The 19291-nt window shown below is 65.5% G+C and carries 13 protein-coding genes and 1 pseudogene; 2 read left to right on the top strand and 12 right to left on the bottom strand.

Translation table 11 applies throughout. The features are described 5' to 3' along the window. Nucleotides 1-31: 31 nt before the first annotated feature. From ABIA90_RS40020 to ABIA90_RS39995, 6 genes and pseudogenes are all read right to left on the bottom strand, one after another. Nucleotides 32-205: a hypothetical protein gene (locus ABIA90_RS40020; protein ID WP_166096372.1), complete on the bottom strand. Its 174-nt coding sequence runs from the start codon at nt 203-205 to the stop codon at nt 32-34. A 38-nt stretch (nt 206-243) separates the two neighbouring features. Beyond that, the gene (locus ABIA90_RS40015) at nt 244-432 is read right to left on the bottom strand and encodes a hypothetical protein (RefSeq protein ID WP_354121594.1); all 189 of its coding nucleotides are present in this window, start codon (nt 430-432) and stop codon (nt 244-246) included. Nucleotides 433-895: 463 nt separating this feature from the next. Beyond that, nucleotides 896-1698: pseudogene (locus ABIA90_RS40010) on the bottom strand (lytic transglycosylase domain-containing protein). 77 nt (nt 1699-1775) lie between these two features. After that, nucleotides 1776-2291 (bottom strand): ParB N-terminal domain-containing protein, encoded by a 516-nt coding sequence (locus ABIA90_RS40005; RefSeq protein WP_354121595.1) that lies wholly within the window; start codon nt 2289-2291, stop codon nt 1776-1778. Between the two features lie 195 nt (nt 2292-2486). Continuing rightward, nucleotides 2487-2705 carry a hypothetical protein gene (locus ABIA90_RS40000; protein WP_354121596.1) on the bottom strand — a complete coding sequence of 73 codons (219 nt, stop codon included), beginning with the start codon at nt 2703-2705 and terminating at the stop codon, nt 2487-2489. 391 nt (nt 2706-3096) lie between these two features. Continuing rightward, nucleotides 3097-6864 carry a vitamin B12-dependent ribonucleotide reductase gene (locus tag ABIA90_RS39995; protein WP_354121597.1) on the bottom strand — a complete coding sequence of 1256 codons (3768 nt, stop codon included), beginning with the start codon at nt 6862-6864 and terminating at the stop codon, nt 3097-3099. 745 nt (nt 6865-7609) lie between these two features. On the opposite strand from ABIA90_RS39995, the gene ABIA90_RS39990 reads away from it, so the two are divergent. Next, nucleotides 7610-8506, top strand: coding sequence for a DMT family transporter (locus tag ABIA90_RS39990; protein WP_063983567.1), 897 nt, complete (start codon nt 7610-7612; stop codon nt 8504-8506). A 15-nt stretch (nt 8507-8521) separates the two neighbouring features. Here the strand turns inward: ABIA90_RS39990 and ABIA90_RS39985 are convergent, their stop codons facing one another. From ABIA90_RS39985 to ABIA90_RS39970, 4 genes are all read right to left on the bottom strand, one after another. Beyond that, nucleotides 8522-12883, bottom strand: a complete 4362-nt coding sequence (locus tag ABIA90_RS39985; protein WP_354121598.1) for an autotransporter family protein — start codon at nt 12881-12883, stop codon at nt 8522-8524. Between the two features lie 336 nt (nt 12884-13219). Next, nucleotides 13220-15478 (bottom strand): CHASE3 domain-containing protein, encoded by a 2259-nt coding sequence (locus ABIA90_RS39980; protein WP_354121599.1) that lies wholly within the window; start codon nt 15476-15478, stop codon nt 13220-13222. Continuing rightward, the gene (locus ABIA90_RS39975; protein ID WP_028148724.1) at nt 15475-15888 is read right to left on the bottom strand and encodes a response regulator; all 414 of its coding nucleotides are present in this window, start codon (nt 15886-15888) and stop codon (nt 15475-15477) included. Before ABIA90_RS39975 ends, ABIA90_RS39980 begins: the two co-directional genes overlap by 4 nt. 246 nt (nt 15889-16134) lie before the next feature. Continuing rightward, the gene (locus tag ABIA90_RS39970; protein ID WP_354121600.1) at nt 16135-16755 is read right to left on the bottom strand and encodes a BA14K family protein; all 621 of its coding nucleotides are present in this window, start codon (nt 16753-16755) and stop codon (nt 16135-16137) included. A 247-nt stretch (nt 16756-17002) separates the two neighbouring features. Between ABIA90_RS39970 and ABIA90_RS39965 the strand changes: the two genes are divergently transcribed. Further along, nucleotides 17003-17410 carry an NADH:ubiquinone oxidoreductase subunit NDUFA12 gene (locus ABIA90_RS39965; protein ID WP_135216159.1) on the top strand — a complete coding sequence of 136 codons (408 nt, stop codon included), beginning with the start codon at nt 17003-17005 and terminating at the stop codon, nt 17408-17410. Between the two features lie 355 nt (nt 17411-17765). Here the strand turns inward: ABIA90_RS39965 and ABIA90_RS39960 are convergent, their stop codons facing one another. Continuing rightward, a complete protein-coding gene (locus ABIA90_RS39960; RefSeq protein ID WP_354121601.1) occupies nt 17766-18413 on the bottom strand; it encodes a glutathione S-transferase family protein in 648 nt (215 codons plus the stop codon). 178 nt (nt 18414-18591) lie between these two features. Further along, complete coding sequence (locus tag ABIA90_RS39955; RefSeq protein ID WP_085401104.1) at nt 18592-19275, bottom strand: DJ-1/PfpI family protein; 684 nt, start codon at nt 19273-19275, stop codon at nt 18592-18594. Between the last annotated feature and the right edge of the window lie 16 nt (nt 19276-19291).

Genomic DNA, 19291 nt, shown 5'->3' with positions numbered 1-19291 from the left:
GACGGGCGTCCTGGTCCTCGCGCGTTCGTCGTCACCCGAACAGGGCGACATAGACCACGTAGAGCCAGCCCAAGATGCCGTGGATGATCGCCCACAGGATCGAATGATTGTTGGTGTAGGAGATTGCGATGGCGAGTGCGGAGCCAAAACCCACGCCGTATTTGGCGCCCTCGACCCGAACCCCGTAGTAGCGATTGCCGTTCATGGCGGTCCTTCCTGCGGGCCACGCTTGCTCATCACGCCTTATAAAAGTCTTCCGCCAATTGTGAAATGGCGCACAGACGGCAGCCCTCGGGTCTGCTTCTTTAGCACCGACACTATACCCTCGTGCGCTTGCTCGGCGATGCGCACCGGCGGGTCGGCATTTGGCAATTTCGGGATGATCGCTATGGGCGTTTTCAATCGCACGGCCATGCTTTGCAGCTCTTTCATCGTGTCCACCATGAGCGGGTGAACCGAGAGATTTTCGCGTGCGCGCAACGGCGCGTGCAGGGATTTTTCTTGAGGCCCCGCCGGTGACGGACGGGGCCTTTCCATTTTTCATGTCAGCCCACGACTGCCCGGCGGTGCCTTCGCGAAGAAGGATGCAGGGCCATGTGGGAGTATTTTGGACCCGATTTCGCTTTTGACGTGGTGAAGGGATTCGTCGCCGGAGTTGCATCCATGGCGTTCCAGGTCGTCGCCCCGCGGACGTTTCAAGCCGCAAAACGGTTTCGCGCGCGCTGGGTTGCAAGACAAGCCGCAAGGCAAGCACGCCGCAACGCGCCGGCGAATGATGAGCCGTGAGGTCTCGTAGGATGGGTGGAGCGAAGCGATACCCATCCTACACCCTTCTCGGATATCGCGGAGCTTGTCATCGGGCGGCGCTTCGCGCCGACCCGTTGGCTCATCCGAGCTACGAATTGCCGATATCCGCCGCTAGCCGCAAAAACTGCCGTTTCATCGCGTTGACCCTGGAAATGTAGCTTGCGACGAAGTGATCGCCGCATCGCTCGCCGGCCATCATCTGAAAGTGGCGGCGTGCGTAGGCCGTGGCGGGACCTGCGCCGCAGAGATGGATGTAGGCGGCCAGATCCTGCTTCTGCTGCGCGCTTGCCTTCACATCGCCCGCGCGGGCGAGAACCTCAGCCACATTGCGGTCCAGATACACCGATGCCAGCTCGATGGCGTGGCTCGGGATCGCGCGGGTATAGAGGAAGGTCGACCCGCAACCGGTCTCCGTGACCGCATTGCCGCGGACGCAGAACCGCGCGGCCTCGGCGAAGGCCGGATCGGTCATCTGGAAGAAGCCGACGGCGCTGGAGGCGGGCTCGTGTAGATCGCCAGCGGATTGAAACTCCATCGTCAGCGCCAATAGGTGCGCGCCACCGGATTGCCCGAACTCTCGACCTGCGTCAGCGCGGCGAGCAATTCAGGCGTGATTGTTGCGGTGGAGTAGGTGTGGAAGAGGGGGCCGTATTGGCGCCAGATCTCGGCGGGGTCCTCGTCGAGGGAGTGGCCGACGAAGGCGAAGAGTTCGGTTGGCTTGCGGATGATTTGATAGGCGATGTCGAGGAGGGTGAGGGCCGCAAGCAAGACTGCTACGCTGACCGCGATCCGGACGATCCGCGGTGCGTGGGCGAACGCCTTTCGTATCCGCCGAGCGCCTCTTCGGAGGTTGCGAAAGCGAGGGAGGAGGTGGGTGCGTTTTCCCTGCATTGCGCTTGCGCAGCACTGTCACTGCAATTCAAGCTGTGATCTCAAGACGCTGTGATCTCAAGATCTGGAGCCCGCCATCAATAGCGGCCGCCGGTGCCCTTTTGCTGCGTGATCCAGTCCGACAATGTTTTCGGTGTCGATTTCGCAGTCCGGCCCGGTGATGCCTTCGGATTGTCGCGGACGCCTTTCGTCGGACGGGTGCGCGACGCTTCCGTTGCGTTGACGCTCTTCAAGGTAGCCGTCGATGCCTCTGCGGCTTCCTTCTCGAGGCGCAACTGTTTCAATCGCGCCATCTTGATGCGCTCTGCCTCGACTTCGGGTCCGTCGGACAGCAGCGGCTTGTGTTGAGCCAACTCCGCCGGGACCATGACACCGATAATGGTTGTCTCGCCGAGCGCCTTGCAGGCTTCGAGCCGATGCAGTCCCTCGACCAGAACGAGGCGGTCTCCGTCGGGCCGAACGAAAATGGGGGCCTGTTGTCCGATGTCCAGAATACTTTCGGCGATCTCCCCGACGATCTCGGGCTTGATGGCCTTCTTCATTTTCGTGGGAACGAAAATCTTCTCGATCGGGAAGCTTTCCGATGTGGGCATAACTCGACTCCGCTTCTACCGGGCCCGTCGGAACCCTTGCCGGTGGGGTCGGAGTTTAGGAGGGATGGGCTCGACCGCAAAGGCAATTTCGGCGGCAGGGTGTTGATGCCGGAACCAATCTACGATTACGGCGGCAGTGCACTTAATTGCGCCGTCTACCAAACACGAGCCGAAGGCGCGGCTACGGACTGCTCATTAGAATGGAATATCGTCGTCGAGATCATCGCCGAGTAAGTTAAGCGGAGGCCAAGTCGGTGGTCGTCCCGCGGTCTCAGGATGGATTGATCGCTGGTTTGCTTTGAGTCCCTTGAGGTCGTCGGGATAGAACTCAGCAACGTCCTCCAAGTTGATGTCGAGAATCTCGGTCTCCGGATTTGCCATCACGCGTAGATTGGAGTCTGCGGAGAGCTTCATGCTTCTAAGCTCCGCGCGGAGCAAAATTGCGCCCGCCAAACTCAATGTAATGGTGGAGGGGTGATTCCTATCATACCGGCTAGGTAACCTAAAGCCATAGAGAATGCTCCCATCTGCGTTGAGCTTGGATGGCGAGTCTTAGCAGATCTGCCAGCAACCAGCCGATCGCTAGAAAACCAACGACAACGAGTAAAACGAAAAGAACAATAGCGATAACGCTAATAGGCGTCGCAATTTTGGACGATGGCTGTTCGAAAGCACCGATAAGTTTTAATGGCCATCCACGGGTATTCGTGTGTGTCTCCATTTGAAGCTCGCAGAGGTTGCGTGTCCGATCGCAATAAAGGCCGCTCTGTCGAGCGGCCTTTATAAGTTCAGTCCAGGTAAACCCTCACGAACACCCCGTCGTGGACCCGCAAGTATCGCACTTCATGCAGGTGCCATTCCGGACCAGCGTGAAGTTGCCGCACTCGCTGCACATCTCGCCCTCGTAGCCCTTGGCCTTGGCTTCCGCGCGGCGCTCTGCCTTGGAGGGGACGAGCGTCTGCGCGGTGCTGCCGGCCTTGCTCCACTGGAGCGCCTCCAACTTCTCCGTGGGAGAGAGGTCGTGGCTGGCCTCCTGCTTCAGGGCGACGGCGCCTTCGATGGCATCGCCGGCGCGGGCCGAGGTGCCGTGCGAGGCGAGGGCCGTGACCTTGGAGCCGCCGGTCGGGGCGCTGTCGTTGCCCTGGGCGACCGCGGCGGAGCCGCCGCGCATCACGACGAGGTTGTCGGTGCGGGAGCGGGTGAGGCCGCGCGAGACCAGCTTGGTTGCGTGCTGGGCCTCGTCCGGCTCCTTGCCTTCCTCGACGCCCTTGCCGAGCGCGTCGAAGTTCGACTCGGTCGGGTCGACATGGGCGAGATCGAAGCGCGACATGTAGCTCACCGCGAGCTCGCGGAAGACATAGTCGAGGATCGAGGTCGCGTACTTGATGCTGTCGTTGCCCTGCACGGGGCCCGCCGGCTCGAAGCGGGTGAAGGTGAAGGCGTCGACATATTCGTCGAGCGGCACGCCGTACTGGAGGCCCAGCGACACCGCGATGGCGAAGTTGTTGATGAAGGAGCGCAGCGCCGCACCTTCCTTGTGCATGTCGATGAAGATCTCGCCGAGACGGCCGTCGTCATATTCGCCGGTTCGGAGATAGACCTTGTGGCCGCCGACGACCGCCTTCTGGGTGTAGCCCTTGCGGCGATCCGGCATCTTCTCGCGCTCGCGCATCACGATGATGCGCTCGACCAGCTTCTCGACGATCTTTTCCGAGACCTGGGTGGCACGCGCCGCCATCGGCTTCTCGTAGAGGCTCTCGACCGCATCCTCCTCGTCCTCATCGTCGGCGATGAGCTGCGAGTTGAGCGGCTGGGAGAGCTTGGAGCCGTCGCGATAGAGCGCGTTGGCCTTCAGCGCGAGTTTCCACGACAGCATGTAGGCGGACTTGCAGTCCTCCACCGTGGCGTCGTTCGGCATGTTGATGGTCTTGGAGATCGCACCCGAGATGAAGGGCTGCGCCGCCGCCATCATGCGGATGTGGCTCTCGACCGACAGATAGCGCTTGCCGATCTTGCCGCAGGGATTGGCGCAGTCGAACACCGAATAGTGCTCGGCCTTCAGGTGCGGAGCACCTTCCACCGTCATCGCGCCGCAGATGTGGACGTTGGCCGCCTCGATCTCGCGCTTGGTGAAGCCCACGGCCTGGAGCAGGTCGAAGCCGGGGGCCGCGATCGCCTCGGCACCGATGCCGAGCTGGTCGCGGATGAAGTCCTCGCCAAAGGTCCACTTGTTGAAGGCGAACTTGATGTCGAAGGCGGTCGGCAGGGCCTTTTCGACCTTGGCGATGGCTTCATCGGTAAAGCCCTTGGCCTTCAGCGTCGAGGCGTTGATGGCCGGCGCGTTGGAGAGCGAGCCGTGGCCGACGGCGTAGGCCTCGATCTCCGCGATCTCGCTCTCGCGATAGCCGAGCGCGCGCAGCGCCGCGGGGACCGCGCGGTTGATGATCTTGAAGTAGCCGCCGCCGGCGAGCTTCTTGAACTTCACCAGCGCGAAGTCGGGCTCGATGCCGGTGGTGTCGCAATCCATCACGAGGCCGATCGTGCCGGTGGGCGCGATCACCGTGGTCTGGGCGTTGCGATAGCCGTGCTTCTCGCCGAGCTCGAGCGCCGCATCCCAGGCGGCCTGCGCGTGGCTGACGATGTCAGCCTGCGGGCAGGAGACGAGGTCCATCGGCACCGGGTTCACCGAGAGCGCCTCGTAGCCGTTGGACTGGCCGTGGGCGGCGCGGCGGTGGTTGCGGATCACGCGCAGCATGTGCGCGGCGTTCTTCTTGTAGCCGGGGAAGGTGCCGAGCTCGGCCGCCATCTCCGCTGAGGTCTTGTAGGTGATGCCGGTCATCACAGCGGTCAGGGCACCGCAGAGCGCGCGGCCTTCCTTGCTGTCATAGGAGAGACCCATGGTCATCAGCAGGCCGCCGATGTTGGCATAGCCGAGGCCGAGCGTGCGGAACTCGTAGGAGAGCTCGGCGATCGCGCGCGACGGGAACTGCGCCATCATCACGGAGATTTCGAGCACGATGGTCCAGAGCTGGCAGAGGTGCTCGTAGCCCGCGACGTCGAACTGCTTCGTGGTGGTGTTGTAGAACGTCAGCAGGTTGGCGGAGGCGAGGTTGCACGCCGTGTCGTCCAGGAACATGTATTCCGAGCACGGATTGGACGCGCGGATGTCGCCGGACGCCTTGCAGGTGTGCCAGTCGTTCATGGTGGTGTTGAAGTGCAGGCCCGGGTCGGCCGACGCCCAGGCGGCGTAGCCGATCTTTTCCCAGAGGTCGCGCGCCTTCAGTGTCTTGGTGATCTTCTTCGTGGTGCGGCCGACGAGATTCCAGTCGCCATCCGTTTCCACGGCGCGGAGGAAGTCGTCCTTCAGCGAGACCGAGTTGTTGGAGTTCTGGCCTGATACCGTGAGGTAGGCTTCCGAATCCCAGTCGGTGTCGTAGACGTCGAACTGGATGTCCTTGTAGCCCTGCTTGGCGAACTGCATCACGCGCTTGATGTAATTGTCGGGCACGAGGCTGCGGCGCGCGAGCTTGATCTCGCGGCGGAGCGCCGGGTTCTTCTCAGGGTCGAAGCAGTCGTCGCCCGAACCTTCGCAGTTCACGCAGGCCTTCAGCACCGCCTTGAGGTGCTTCTGGTTGATCTTGGATCCGGTGACGAGAGCGGCGACCTTCTGCTCCTCCTTCACCTTCCAGTCGATATAGGTCTCGATATCGGGGTGATCGACGTCGACCACGACCATCTTGGCCGCGCGGCGCGTGGTGCCGCCCGACTTGATCGCGCCGGCTGCGCGGTCGCCGATCTTGAGGAAGCTCATCAGGCCGGACGAGCGGCCGCCGCCCGAGAGCTTTTCGCCTTCGCCGCGCAGGCGGGAGAAGTTGGAGCCGGTGCCGGAGCCGTATTTGAACAGGCGGGCTTCGCGGACCCAGAGGTCCATGATGCCGCCCTCGTTGACGAGGTCGTCACCGACGCCCTGGATGAAGCAGGCGTGCGGCTGCGGGTGCTCGTAGGCCGACTTGGACTTGGTCAGCTTGCCGGTGAAGGGGTCGACGTAATAGTGGCCCTGGCCGGGGCCGTCGATGCCATAGGCCCAGTGCAGACCGGTGTTGAACCATTGCGGCGAGTTCGGCGCGACCATCTGCATGGCGAGCATGTAGCGGATCTCGTCGTAGAAGGTCTGGGCGTCCTCGTCGGAGGAGAAGTAGTTGCCCTTCCAGCCCCAATAGGTCCAGCAGCCGGCCAGCCGGTCGAACACCTGCTTTGCGCTGAGCTCGCTGACGAAGCGCTCTTTCTCAGGGAGACCGGCGAGCGCCTCGGTGTCGGGCACGGAGCGCCACAGGAAGGAGGGGACGGACTCCTCCTCGACCTTCTTCAGGCGCGCGGCGACGCCGGCCTTGCGGAAATACTTCTGGGCGAGCACGTCGGAGGCGACCTGCGACCACTCGGTCGGCACCTCGACGTTCTCAAGCTTGAACACGACCGAGCCGTCGGGATTCCGGATCTCCGACGTGGTCAGCCGGAAATCGATCCCGGCGTAAGGTGACTGTCCCGAAGTGGTGTGGCGCCGCTCAATCCGCATGGTCTTGCCCCGTCCTTTTATCTGCCGGACTGCCTCCGCAAGGCGCCCGGGTCGCTATTTCGGTTCGCGATTCCTCCAAGGGCCTCATCGGCCCAAAGGCTTCGCAGTTCAGCCGGTGGATCCGGCCCAGTTTCTCCCGGCGCGATGGTTTTCATCCGCCGGCATGTCCACACCCATCCGCCCCCAAGGGGATGTGCGCGACATGCGTTCAACGCCCCACACGCCACTTCAACCAATGCCATCCGAGCCTGTTGCCGGCCCGTTCTGGCGCCCGAAGGTCTGCATTTCGAGGGCAGACAAGCCCTCATCCGCGGCCTTTGGCTGGCTTGGCGGAGTGGCGATTTGCGAGACCCTTTGGGGGAGTGCCGGCGGGACGCAAACTCACTCGCGCCGAACGGACCGAAAGCTAGGACTCTCCGTTGCGCCCGTCAAGAACTAGTGCGAGTTCCTGAATCAAATACTAAATATGGTGGATTGCGGGGGATAACAGGGGGCAAGCCCGCGCCTGTTGTTGAGCCAAGTATCAGTGAGTCCTCAGGGATTCCCAACCAAAAAAATTTGCATCCCGTGACGATACGGACCCTTCACCCCGCTGTTCACAGGGCAGGTATATTTTTCGGGACCGGGGTTGCCTCAGCGGGACTCACGTAGGGCTACGGAAGGTGAGGGCAGGCATGCCCGCCGGGGTGGTGGTGGCGCGTGCGAATCCGCGCCAAGCTGACCGCGATTTCGCCGGGTACCCCACATGCTTGATTCGACTCGCCGGGATGCGCGACCGCGCATCGCCCCGGCCGGCCTGATGTTCCTCGCCATTACCTCGATCGGCTGGGGCTTCAACTGGCCGGTGACGAAGTTCCTGCTGTCCGAGCTGCCGCCGCTGACGCTGCGCGGGGTGACCGGCGTGCTGGGCGCGGTGCTGCTCGCCGCCCTCGCGCTGATCCGCCGGCAGAGCCTCAAGGTGGGGCCGGGGATCTGGCCGCGCTTACTGACCGCCGCCGTCCTCAACGTCACCGGCTGGATGGTGCTGATGGGCCTGGCGCTGCTCTGGCTGCCGGCCAGCGAGGCGGCGCTGATCGCCTACACCATGCCGGTCTGGGCCTCGCTGATCGCCTGGCCGGTGCTGGGCGAGCGGCCGACCGTGCTGCGCACGCTGGGGCTGGTGATGGCCTTCGTGGGCCTGGCCTCGATCATGGGCGGCAACGGCTTTGCGGCGAGCGTGGAGAAGCTGCCTGGAATCATCATGGCCCTGGGCGGCGCGCTCGGCTTCGCCGTCGGCACGGTGTTCTCGAAGAAGTACCCGATCCATCTGCCGCCGATCACGGCTGCGGCCTGGCAGATCGGGATCGGCTGCCTGCCGATCTCGATCATCGGCCTCTTGGTCGAGACCACGCATCTTTCGCTGGTGACGCCGGTCGGCTGGTGGCTGCTGGTCTATTCCACCGTGGTGCAGTTCTGCATTGCCTATGTCAGCTGGTTCGCAGCACTTGCGCGGCTGCCGGCCTCGGTCGCCGCGATCGGCACCATGGCGGTGCCTGTCATTGGCGTGGTCGCCTCCGCGCTGGCGCTGGGCGAGCCGCTTGGGCCGGGCCAGATCGCCGCGCTGATCTTTACGCTTGCGGCCGTGGTGCTGGCGACGCGCTAGCTCGAGAACCAGGCATTACCATGCGTAGCGGATCGCGCCCTTGCCGGCATAGCTTTGCGTGACATTCGAGAACTCGCCCTCGAACGTCGCGGCGGCAGACCAGCCGTTGGTCCACTGCCATTCGGCCGAGGCCGTGGTCAGCGCGGAGTCGGGCGCCTGCGCCGCACCGTTGACGACGAAGCTTGCGCCCGGCAGCGACTGGAAGGTCGGGGCAATCGAACGATCCGGATTAAAATCATGCGCCCATGCAAGGCGGCCGCGCAGCGTGACGATGCCATTCTGCATGGCGAATGATCTGTCGGTGCGAATGCCGAGCTCGCTGCGCGTGTCGGTCACGCTCTTCGCGGCATAGGTCTGTGCAAACAACAGCGAACCGGCGACGACATTTTCGGCATAGGCCGGCAGGTCGAATGTGGTGAATTGCCCTGCGGCGTAAGGGGTGATGCCGAGACCGCCCAGCGTCGGCATGACGAAGCGGTAGCCACTCTCCAGGCGACCCGAATACGCGTTCGCATTGAACTCGGCGCGCAGGTGGTCGATGCCGGCGACCGTGACGATGCGGTTGGTCGTGATGTCCTGCCAGCCATAAGCCAGCGCAGCAGTGATGTAGGCCGCACCGATATTATGGCGAACGAAGGCGCCGGCCTGGAACAGGTCGGAGCTGCCATAGCCGAGGCCGTTGACGTTGAAGCCGGTGCGGCCGCCCGCCAGCGCAAATCCCACGAGCGTGTCCGGCGAGACCCGATAGTCCGCACCGACCGCGATGCCGTAGATGCTGCTCGCGCTGTTGTTCGAGCCGATGATGGCGTTGCCGGCCGTGGTCTGCGACCCGCCGAAGCCGGCGGCCCACACGCTCCAACGTTGTTCGAAGGTCGGAGCTGCCAGCGCCTTGGTGGACATCGCCGCATAAGCGTCGCGCTCGCCAACAGTTCGACCGCGTGCCGCGTAGGCCGAGCTGTCCTCGGCATACGCATTCGGCGGGCCGCCGGCGCTGACGGGACCTCCGCGACCGGAGATGAATGGATCCGTCATCAGGCCCATGAACTGGTTCATCGCGTTGAACGTCGTCTGCTGAGAGCCGGTGGCGCTCTCGCCGGAGACCTGGGTCAAGCCGGCGGGATCGAGCCCGAAGAAGCCCATCGGAAGGCCGCCGTTATTGTTGAATGCGTAGGTCAGCGCGTTGGCGACGTTCTGCTGGTTGACGTTGAGGCCGGTGTAATTGGTGAAGGCGGCCGTCAGGTTCAGATAGGCGTTGTTGGCGTCATAGCTCAGCGTATCGCTCGCGCCCGTCGGCAGTCCGACATTGGTGATGCCCGCGAACGTCGTGCCGCCACGTCCGCCGGCTGCGGTCAGGATCGTGTATGTCTTCGAGACATAGCTCCCGGGCAGGAAATTCGCGACCACGGTCGCGCCCGTCAACGTCGCCGCGCCGGTGACATTGGCGAAGCTCGACGTCGATGGATTGACCGCAACGACGTAGAGCGCGCCCGATTGGAAGGCCAGATTGCCGGCGACCATCGTCGACGTCCCGGGCGTGTTGACGGCTCCAGGCATGAACGTGCCACCGGCATTGATCGTCGCTGCGCCGATAGTGCCCGTGCCGCCAAGCGTGCCGCCGGCGTTCACGGTCATGGTCGAATTGGCCAGCGAGCCGTTCACCAGCAGCGTGCCGGCGGCGATCGACCACGGCAATGCAGCGCTATTGGTGCCGCTTAGCGTCCAGGTCGAAGCGCCCGTCTTCTCGAAGCTCGCGAAGCCCCGATACTGCGCAGCGGCGCCGATCAGCGAAACGTCGAAAGAAGCAGTGGGGTTGGTGTTGCCGCCGAACTGCAAGGCGCCGTTGCCCGTCTGATCGACGACGTTGCCGCTGAAGCTGTAGCCGGCCTGAAGCTGTAGCGTGTTCGCGCCGCCGGTGAAGGTGATGGCGTTGGCACGCGTGACGCCGTCGCCGGCGAGACCGCCTGAAATCGATCCGCTGTTGATGATGCTGAGATTGGTGCCGATGACGCCGGCGCCGCCTGCACCGACCGCGCCGGAGACCCCGGCGGTGACGGTGCTGCTGCCGGAGCTACCGCTCGCGCCGGCGCTGCCGCTCACGCCGGAGAAGCCGTTCGTCCCTGTGGTGCCGTTCGTGCCGCCGCTGGCGGCCAAGGCCCCGGCACCGCCGACGCCGCCGGAGCCGCCGACACCACCGCTGCCGGCGCTGCCCGCGGTGCCGCCGAGGCCACCCATGCCCGCGGCCCCGGCGATGCCGCCATTGCCGCCGGTGATCGTGCCGCGATTGATCAGCGTGCCGCCGTTGGAGAAGGCGGCGCCAACGCCGCCGGTGCCACCATAGCCGCCATCGCCGCCGCGGCTCGAGGCGCTGCCACCGGTGCCGGCATTGCCGCCGGCACCGCCAAATCCGCCGGTCCCGCCGTTGCCGCCATTGCCGCCATCGGTCGAGCCGACCACGTTGACGCCAGCGGTGCCGTTGCCGCCAGCGCCGCCAACGCCGCCGACACCGCCGTTGCCCGCATTGCCACCGGCGCCGCCGTTGCCGCCACTGCCTGCGGTGCCGCCGCGGCCGCCATCGCCGCCGGTGATGATGCCTTGATTGGTCAGCGTGCCACCGTTTGAAATGGTCGCGCCGGCGCCGCCGGCGCCGCCATGACCACCTACGCCGGCATCGCCGGCGCTTCCTCCGCTCCCGCCGTTGCCACCCATTCCGCCGGCGGCGCCGCTGCCGCCGCTGCCGCCAGCGACGGCCGGGAGAAGGGCACTCGCGCCAGCACCGCCGGTGCCCGCTGTGCCGGCGTCACTGCCGTTGCCCCCGGCGGCGCCGTTGCCGGCATTGCCGCCGGAGCCGCCAATCCCGCCGGCGCCACCAGCGATGTTGCCCGAAACTGTAACGGTCCCGCCGTTCGTGAGCTGGACACCATCGCCGCCGCTGGATCCGCTACCGCCAATGCCGCCATTTCCGCCGGCGCCACCATTCCCGCCGTTGCCGCCAGCGCCACCAACCAGACCGTTGTTGCCATTGAGAAAGCCGGAGCCGGAGGACCCGTTGGCGCCATTGTCGCCTGTGCCGCCGGCGCCGCCGATCCCGCTTGCGCCGCCATTGGCGCCGTTGCCGCCAGCGCCGCCATTGCCACCGGCGCCTCCCATGATCGTTTGGGAAATTGAGAGCGTGCCACCGCTCGTCACCTGCAGACCAACGCCACCGCCGGCACCATTGGCGCCATCGCCTGCGTGGGCGCTGGCGCTCCCGCCGGTGCCACCATTGCCACCGCGCCCGCCGGCTACGCCGAGCCCGATGCTGGATCCCGCGTTGCCGCCGTTGCCGGCCATGCCGCCGGCGCTGCCTGCACCGCCAGCGCCACCGCTGCCGCCGGTACCTGCCGTGACGCTTTGCAAAATCGTCACGGTGCCGCCACCCGTGACCTGGATGCCGTCGCCACCGCTGCCGCCGATCGCACCATTGCCGCCGGCACCAACCCCGCTATTGCCGCCGTTTCCACCGGTCCCGCCATCGAGCGCGCCGAGAACATTGGCGCCGGAAGCGCCCGCACCACCGCTCCCGCCGTGACCCGCTGTACCGCCGCGCCCGCCGCTGCCGCCATCGCCGCCGGCGACCGTTTGCTGGACCGTCGTGGTGCCTGCGCTGGTGACCTGCACGGCGGTGCCGCCATTGCCGCCGCCGCCGGCAGCGCCCCCGCTGCCGAGGACGTTGCCACCGGTCCCGCCGGTCACACCAGCGACGCCCAGGGAGAGAGCACTGGCTCCATTGCCGCCGCTCCCGCCGGCGCCGCCACTGCCACCAACCCCACCCGCGCCGCCGGTCACCGCTATCGAAAGCGTGCTGCCGCCGACGCTGACCTCTACGCCGGTGCCACCCCCACCGCCGCCGCCACCGATGCCGCCGCTGCCCCCTCCCGCGCTCGCATCAAGGCCGCCAATGACAGCAGAACCATCGGCGCCGCTCGCACTGGCGCCGCCGTGACCGCCGGCGCCACCCGCTCCACCGGAGCCGGCACCGAGCGCACCTTCGCCGCCACCGCCGCCGCCACCGCCACTACCCGCAGTGAGGGCTGAGTTGCCGTTGCCGCCGTTTCCGCCGTTGCCACCGACAACGCTGCCGCCGTCACCGCCCAGTCCGCCGTTGCCGCCTGAGGTGGCCGTGCCCCCGGAGCCTCCGGTGCCGCCTGCGGCAGCGCCGCCGCCGCCGCCCGCGCCTTGTCCGGTCGCGTTGTCACGGCCATTCCCACCGTTAGGAGAGGCGCTGGTACCGGCCGCGCCACCGCCGCCGCCCGTGCCATTGCCACCGGCTCCGCCAGCGCCGCCGTCGGCGCGCACCGACACGATCGTCAGCGCCAGTGCGACAGCCGTGCTCGCCAACAATGTGGGGAGCCTGAAACGGCGCCGGGTCGGACAAGAACCAATTCTCGATTCAATTATCAATTGTATTACCGGCAGACTTGGCACCGACCCGCAGGCCATTCCGAGGTGAAATCCTCAGAAACAGACCGCAACATATTCGCTCGCCGAAACGGCTCAACGAGAATGGTCTTGCCTGCCAGAAATACCGCTTGATTTCGGTCGCCTGTCACCCGGAAACAACATCGACACCCGCCGCGAGACCGCGGATGACGTCAGTGAGCATTCGTCATTCAGTGCAGTTCTCAGCCGAGCGCACAGACAATCCGCGCGCTTTCGAAGCCGTGAGAAAATGCTCTAGCCCGCCGTCATCCCGCCGCCGTTCAGCGCCTTCCTGATCATCTCGGCGAGCTGGTTGCGGCGGTAGGGTTTTGTCAGCAGCAGCACGCCGTCGTCGAGCTTGCCGTGGTGGACGATGGCGTTGTCGGTGTAGCCGGAGGTGTAGAGCACCCTCACGCCCGGCCGGCGCTTGGCCACCTCTTCGGCGAGCTCACGCCCGCTCATGCCGCCGGGGATGACGACGTCGGTGAACAGGAGGTCGAAGTCCTGGCCGGCCTCGATCATGTCCAGCGCGGCCCGGCTGTCGGGCGCGGCGACCGTGTCGTAGCCGAGGCTCTGCAGCTGCGCGGTGACGAAGTTGCGCACCAGCGTGTCGTCCTCGACCACGAAAATGGTCTCGGCGCCGCCTTCGGCCTGGGGCGCCACTGGGGCCGCCGCATCCGTCATGCCGTCGCCTGGCGGCAGATAGAGCTTGATCGTGGTGCCGTGGCCTTCCTCACTGTAGATCTTGATGTGGCCGCCGGACTGCTTGACGAAGCCGTAGACCATGGAGAGGCCGAGGCCCGAGCCCTTGCCGACCTCCTTGGTGGTGAAGAACGGCTCGAAGGCCTTCTGCTGGATGTCCGCCGTCATGCCGGTGCCGGTGTCGCTGACCGCGAGCATCACGTAGGGGCCGGGCTGCACCTCCGCGTGGGCCTGCGCATAGGCCTCGTCGAGCACGACATGGTGGGTCTCGAGCAACAGCTTGCCGCCGTTCGGCATGGCGTCGCGGGCGTTGATCGCCATGTTGAGCACGGCATTGGTGAGGCGGGACGGATCGATGTGCGCGGTCATCGGTCCCTGTTCCAGCACGGTCTCGATCTGGATCTGCTCGCCGAGGGTGGGGCGCAGCAGCTTGGCGATATCGGCGATCGCGCCGTTGATCTCGACATTGCGCGGCTGGAGCGGCTGCCTTCGTGCAAAGGCGAGCAGATGCTGGATCAGCTCGGCGCACCGCTCGGCGGCATCGTCGATCAGCCGCGCCACGCGCTGGAGCTCAGGCTGCTGCTTCAGGCTCGCCACCAGCGTCTCGGTATTGCCTGATATCACCGTGAGCATGTTGTTGAAGTCGTGCGCGACGCCGCCCGTCAGCTTGCCGATCGCATCCAGCTTCTGCGACTGGTGCAGCTGCCGCTCGGTTTCGCGCGACGTGGTCGCGTCGTGATAGACCAGCACGGCGCCGGAGACGTTGCCTTGTCCGTCGCGCATCGGCCGGCCGCTGATCATCAGATGGCGGGGATCGTTGCCGTTATGCGGGCGGACGATCATCTCCAGATTCTCGAACTGCTCGCCGCGCAGCACGCGCGTCGAGGGCAGTTCGTCCGCCCTGAGCGGCGTGACGCCGTCGCCGTGAAACACGTCGGACAGGGCGCGCAGATTGCGCAGGCTCATGCCGGCGCGATGCAGCAAGATGCGCTCCGCGGCCGGATTGGACAGAAGGACAGTGCCCTCGGCGTCGATCACCAGCACAGCCTCGGCCATGCTGTGGAACGTGCTCTGGAGCACGTTCACCGACAGCCGCAGCTCGTCATGCGCGTTGACGAGATGCTCGGTGCGCTCGGCGACGGCCGCCTCGAGTTGCTCCTTCGCCGCCGTGGTCTCCAGCAGGGTGCTCTTCAGCGCGACCGTGGTGCGCTGGCTCTCGCGCATCAGCATCGCGACCAGCAGCAGGATCACCAGCGCGCCGATCACGTCGATGCCGAGCAGGACGATGCCGGTGCGGCGGGAACTTAGGGCGCGGGCGGCGAGCAATCGCTCTTCCTCCGCGCTCAGCTGATCGAGATTGCCCATCACCGTGTCCATCAGGCCGCGGCCCTCGCCCTTGCCCTGGAGCGCGGCAACGCCGGCCTGGTCGTTCTCGGCGCGCAGGCGCATCACCTCTGCGGCGATCTCGACCCGTCGCAGCGCCAGCGGCTCGGTGCCATCGATGAGCGCGACCTGATCCGGATTGTCACGCAGGCTGCGCTTGAGGTCGGCGAGCGCCGGCGCGAGCTGGGCGTGCACCGCCTGAAACTCGTCGCTGAAGCTCGGGTTGCGATAGATCTCGTAGCCGCGCGCGGCGCTCTCGGCGTGGCGCATCAGCACGCGCAGATCGGAGATCTTCTTCTGCGTCTCGATAGTGTGATTGACCCAGGCGGCATCGTACCGCGACTTGACGTCGAGTCCGATCGAGGCGGCGGTGATGATCAGGAGGATTGCAAGTCCAGCACCGAGAATGACGCGCTGCGTTGGGATCAAGGGGCTTCTTTCTTGTCCTTCGGCTGCGCGGCCTCGCCGAGGCATTCCCGGATCGTGGTCAGGAGCGCGTCCGGCGTGAACGGCTTGCGCAGGCAGCGTGTCGCGCCGAGTTCCAGTGCCATGCGGAGGAAATCGGGGGAGGGCGACGCAGACGAGGCGAAGGCGTAGCCGGACATCGCGATGAGAGGGATCGCCGGGGCGCGCTCGTGAAAGATGCGGATGGATTCGAAGCCGCGCATGTGCGGCATGAAGATGTCGACCAGCATCACGTCAAACGTCTGCGCTTCGAGCGCAGCCAGTCCCGTTTCGCCGCCGTCAGCCATCGTGACATCGAAGCCCTGACGCTGGAGCAGAACCTCGATGGTCGCGCCGACCATCGGATCGTCATCTACCACGAGGATACGCGGCATGACATTTCCCAGTAGATCGAAGTCCCAACATTCATCGGTGATATAGGCGAATCGCGGGACGGGTCAATTTGGGATTGGATCATTGTAGATATGCACGGTGCGGTGAATAAAGGTCCCTCGCGCTCGCGTGCATAGATCCTCCCGCGCGATGCGCGGGCTGCGCGCGAAACAGGCGATGAGCGCGCGACAAACGAAAGAGGCGCCGCACCGATGCGACGCCTCTTCCGTCAAGCGTTGTCGATCTGCTTACGGGCAGGGATGACGCTGGCCGTCATAGCCAAGATACGTGCCCGAGGCCGGATCGTAGGACTTGTAGCGCTGCGCGCAATAAGCCGACGAGTCACCACCGCTGTCCGGCACCACCGCGACCGACGGTTCGTCATAATAGCTGTCGTCGCCATAGTAGTAGGGATCGTTGTAGTACCCGCCACCGTAGTAGGCGTAGGAGCCGAGCCCGCCGATCGCAGCACCGGCTGCGACGCCGGGCCAGAAACCGCCACCGTGACGACGCCAGCCGCCACCGTGCCAGTTGCCACCGCCACCGCGCCAGTTGTTACCCGCGACTGCGAGGGGACGGCCGCCGCCACCACTAAACGTGGCTCCTGCGGTCGGACGCATGGCTAGGCCGGCGCTCGGGCGCATGGCTCCGGCTGCGAAATTGCCGCCGCCGCCACCGAAACGCGCGCCGCCAAAGCTGCCGCCGCCCATGCGGGCGCCGCCACCGCCGAAATGGGCGCCGCCACCACCGCCAAAATGACCACCGCCGCCACCGCCGTGGCCGCCACGGCCCTGGGCGAAGCTCGGCGTCGCCAACGGAAGGACCAACGCGACCGCTGCCGCGACGCTCAAAATTCTCAGACTTTTCATGTTCAAACTCCTTATTCCCTGAAGCAAACCTCTTGAAGGGCCCGCGGTTCCAGGGTTCACGCCGGTGTGCGCGTGTGGCGCAGATTTCCATGTGGCCGCTGTACCCGGCATGAACGGATCGCGTCCGATTTGCGGCAGTGCTTGCGCCGGGCACCACATTTTGCGGGGGGCACCGCCGCCCCCCGCGGAACTGGACATTTCGCCGCCCGGATGGCATCAGGGCCTCACGAAGCAGGGCCCTAGCCGTATGAAACAGTTCTTCCTCAAGTTCTTCACCTGGTGGAGTGGCCAGACCTTTGGCACCCAGCTATGGACCAAGCGGTACGGCGAGCTGGTCGGCCAGGACGAGCAGGGAAACCGCTATTATCGGACCCGCGGCGGCGTGATCGATCCGACGCTCGGATTCGAGCGGCGCTGGGTCATCTATAACGGCTACGCCGAAGCGAGCCGCATTCCGACGGGTTGGCACGGCTGGATGCATCACGTCGTCGATGTGCCGCCGACTGAAGAGAACTACCAGCCGCGCGAATGGCAAAAGCCGCACCAGCCGAACCCCACCGGCACGCCGAACGCCTATCGGCCCTCCGGCTCGACGCTTGCCAGCGGCAAGCGTCCCAAGGCGACCGGCGACTACCAGCCCTGGACGCCCGGCTAGCTTTCCGATCTCAGTCCGAATCCTTGCCGTGGGGGTGGATGCACCAGCATCCGCCTCACCTTGCTGTGGACAACGGGAACAGCGGGGACAGCGCCTGCGCGGGCGTTGCAGCTACGCGAGAGATGCGGCTCAATGGTCCCATCTTACGGAGATGGGAGACCATCGCGTTCGGTTCGGGCAACAGTTCGCGACTGTCCCGAGATGCAGCGGCCGCCGACGAGGACTCGATCGGGAGATAGGCCCCCGGTCTGGAAGTTCGAAATCGCCCGATGGAATGTGCAGCCACCGTAAGACAGGAAAGGCCGCTTGGGAAACCGAGCGGCCTTTTTCTTTGATCTGTTGCTCTGCTCGCTTCTCAGAGATGGAGCGTCGGCGAGTTGCCGACCGGCATCATCTCATAGGGCGGCTTCCAGCCCGGCAGTTCGGCGACACCCCGGCGCCAGGCATCAATGGCCGGGAAAGTCGCGGCGAGATCGAAACCCGTCTCCTCGGTCGGATAGTACAGATAGCCCAACATTGAGAAATCGATGATCGTCGGACGGTCGCCCAGCATGAAGCTGCGGTCGGAGAGGTGTCTGTCGACGATCGAGAAGGCGCTGTCGGTCCGCGCGCGCAAGTAAGCGAGCACAGCGGGATGGGCGGGCTCCGGCATGAAGCAGCGTTGAAACCGGTGCTGGGCAAAGTTCGCGGTGAACTTGTGGTTGTCGAACAGCAGCCAGCGCGTGGCTTCGAACGTCTCCTCGGGCGTCGGACGGAACACGCCGTGAGTCTCGGCGAGCCACAGCAGGATCGCACCGGACTGGCTCATGTGCCGGCCATCGACCTCGAGGACGGGGACCTCGCCCATGACATTGGTGGCGGCCCGCCAGTCAGGCGTGCGGGTCTCGCCGCCGGCGAAGTCGAGGCCGACCGGCTCCCAGTCGAGCCCGGCGCAGTTGAGGAACAGCGCGACCTTGAACGAATTGCCGGAAGCTCCGATGCAATGCAGCCGGTATCGCGCCATGGTGAGACCCTCCTGTGCGCACGCGACCGGGAAGCGTCCGTGGGTGTTGGGCGCGACACGGATTGTCGCGACAGGCTCCTGACAGCGTCATGTCAGCAGTGCGGAGCTTCCGGACGATGCTTTGCATTGCCCGGGAAGTGCTGCGCTGCGTTCGGGGCGCGTGAGCAAAGCCTCTGCTCTACACCCGCTCAGCCGCGCGCTTGACCGCCTCGAGGCGGCGGGCCTGGTTTGCGGCGCCGCGCTCTCTCAGCAAGGCCAGCACTTCGGCCGGCGCGGTGTCGGGCGAGCCGGAAGTGAACGGTGGTGCCGGGTTGTATTCGATCTGGAGCTGGATCGCTTCCGCCGTGGTGCGGTCGACCAGGATCGACACCAGCGTCAGCGCGAAATCGATCCCGGCGGTGACGCCACCGCCGGTGACGCGGTTGCGGTCGATGCAGACGCGCGTCTTGGTCGGCGTCGCGCCGAACTGGCCGAGCATCTCCATCGCGCTCCAATGGGTGGCAGCGCGGTAGCCCTTGAGCAGGCCGGCAGCGCCGAGTGCCAGCGCCCCCGTGCAGACCGAGGTGACGTACTTGGCGCCCTCGGCCTGCCTGCGCAGGAAATCCAGCACCTCTTCGTCATTGAGCAGGTCGTTGGTGCCGCCGCCGCCGGGCACGCAGATCACGTCGAGCTGCGGACAGTCGGCGAATGTCGTGGTTGGCGTCAGCGTCAGCACGGAATCGCTCGGCACCGGCTCGATCCTTTTCCAGATCAGGTGCAGCTTCGCGCCGGGGACGGAGGAGAACACCTGCAAGGGACCGGTGAAATCGAGCTGGGTGACGCGCGGAAACACCAAAAGACCGATCTGGAGCGGTGACGACATGGGCAGGTCCTCCAAA

Source organism: Bradyrhizobium sp. LA6.8 (assembly GCF_040547935.1).
Taxonomy (GTDB): Bacteria; Pseudomonadota; Alphaproteobacteria; order Rhizobiales; family Xanthobacteraceae; genus Bradyrhizobium; species Bradyrhizobium barranii.
The sequence above is the reverse complement of the archived record's forward strand: the minus strand, read 5'-3'. Positions and strand labels throughout refer to the sequence as shown.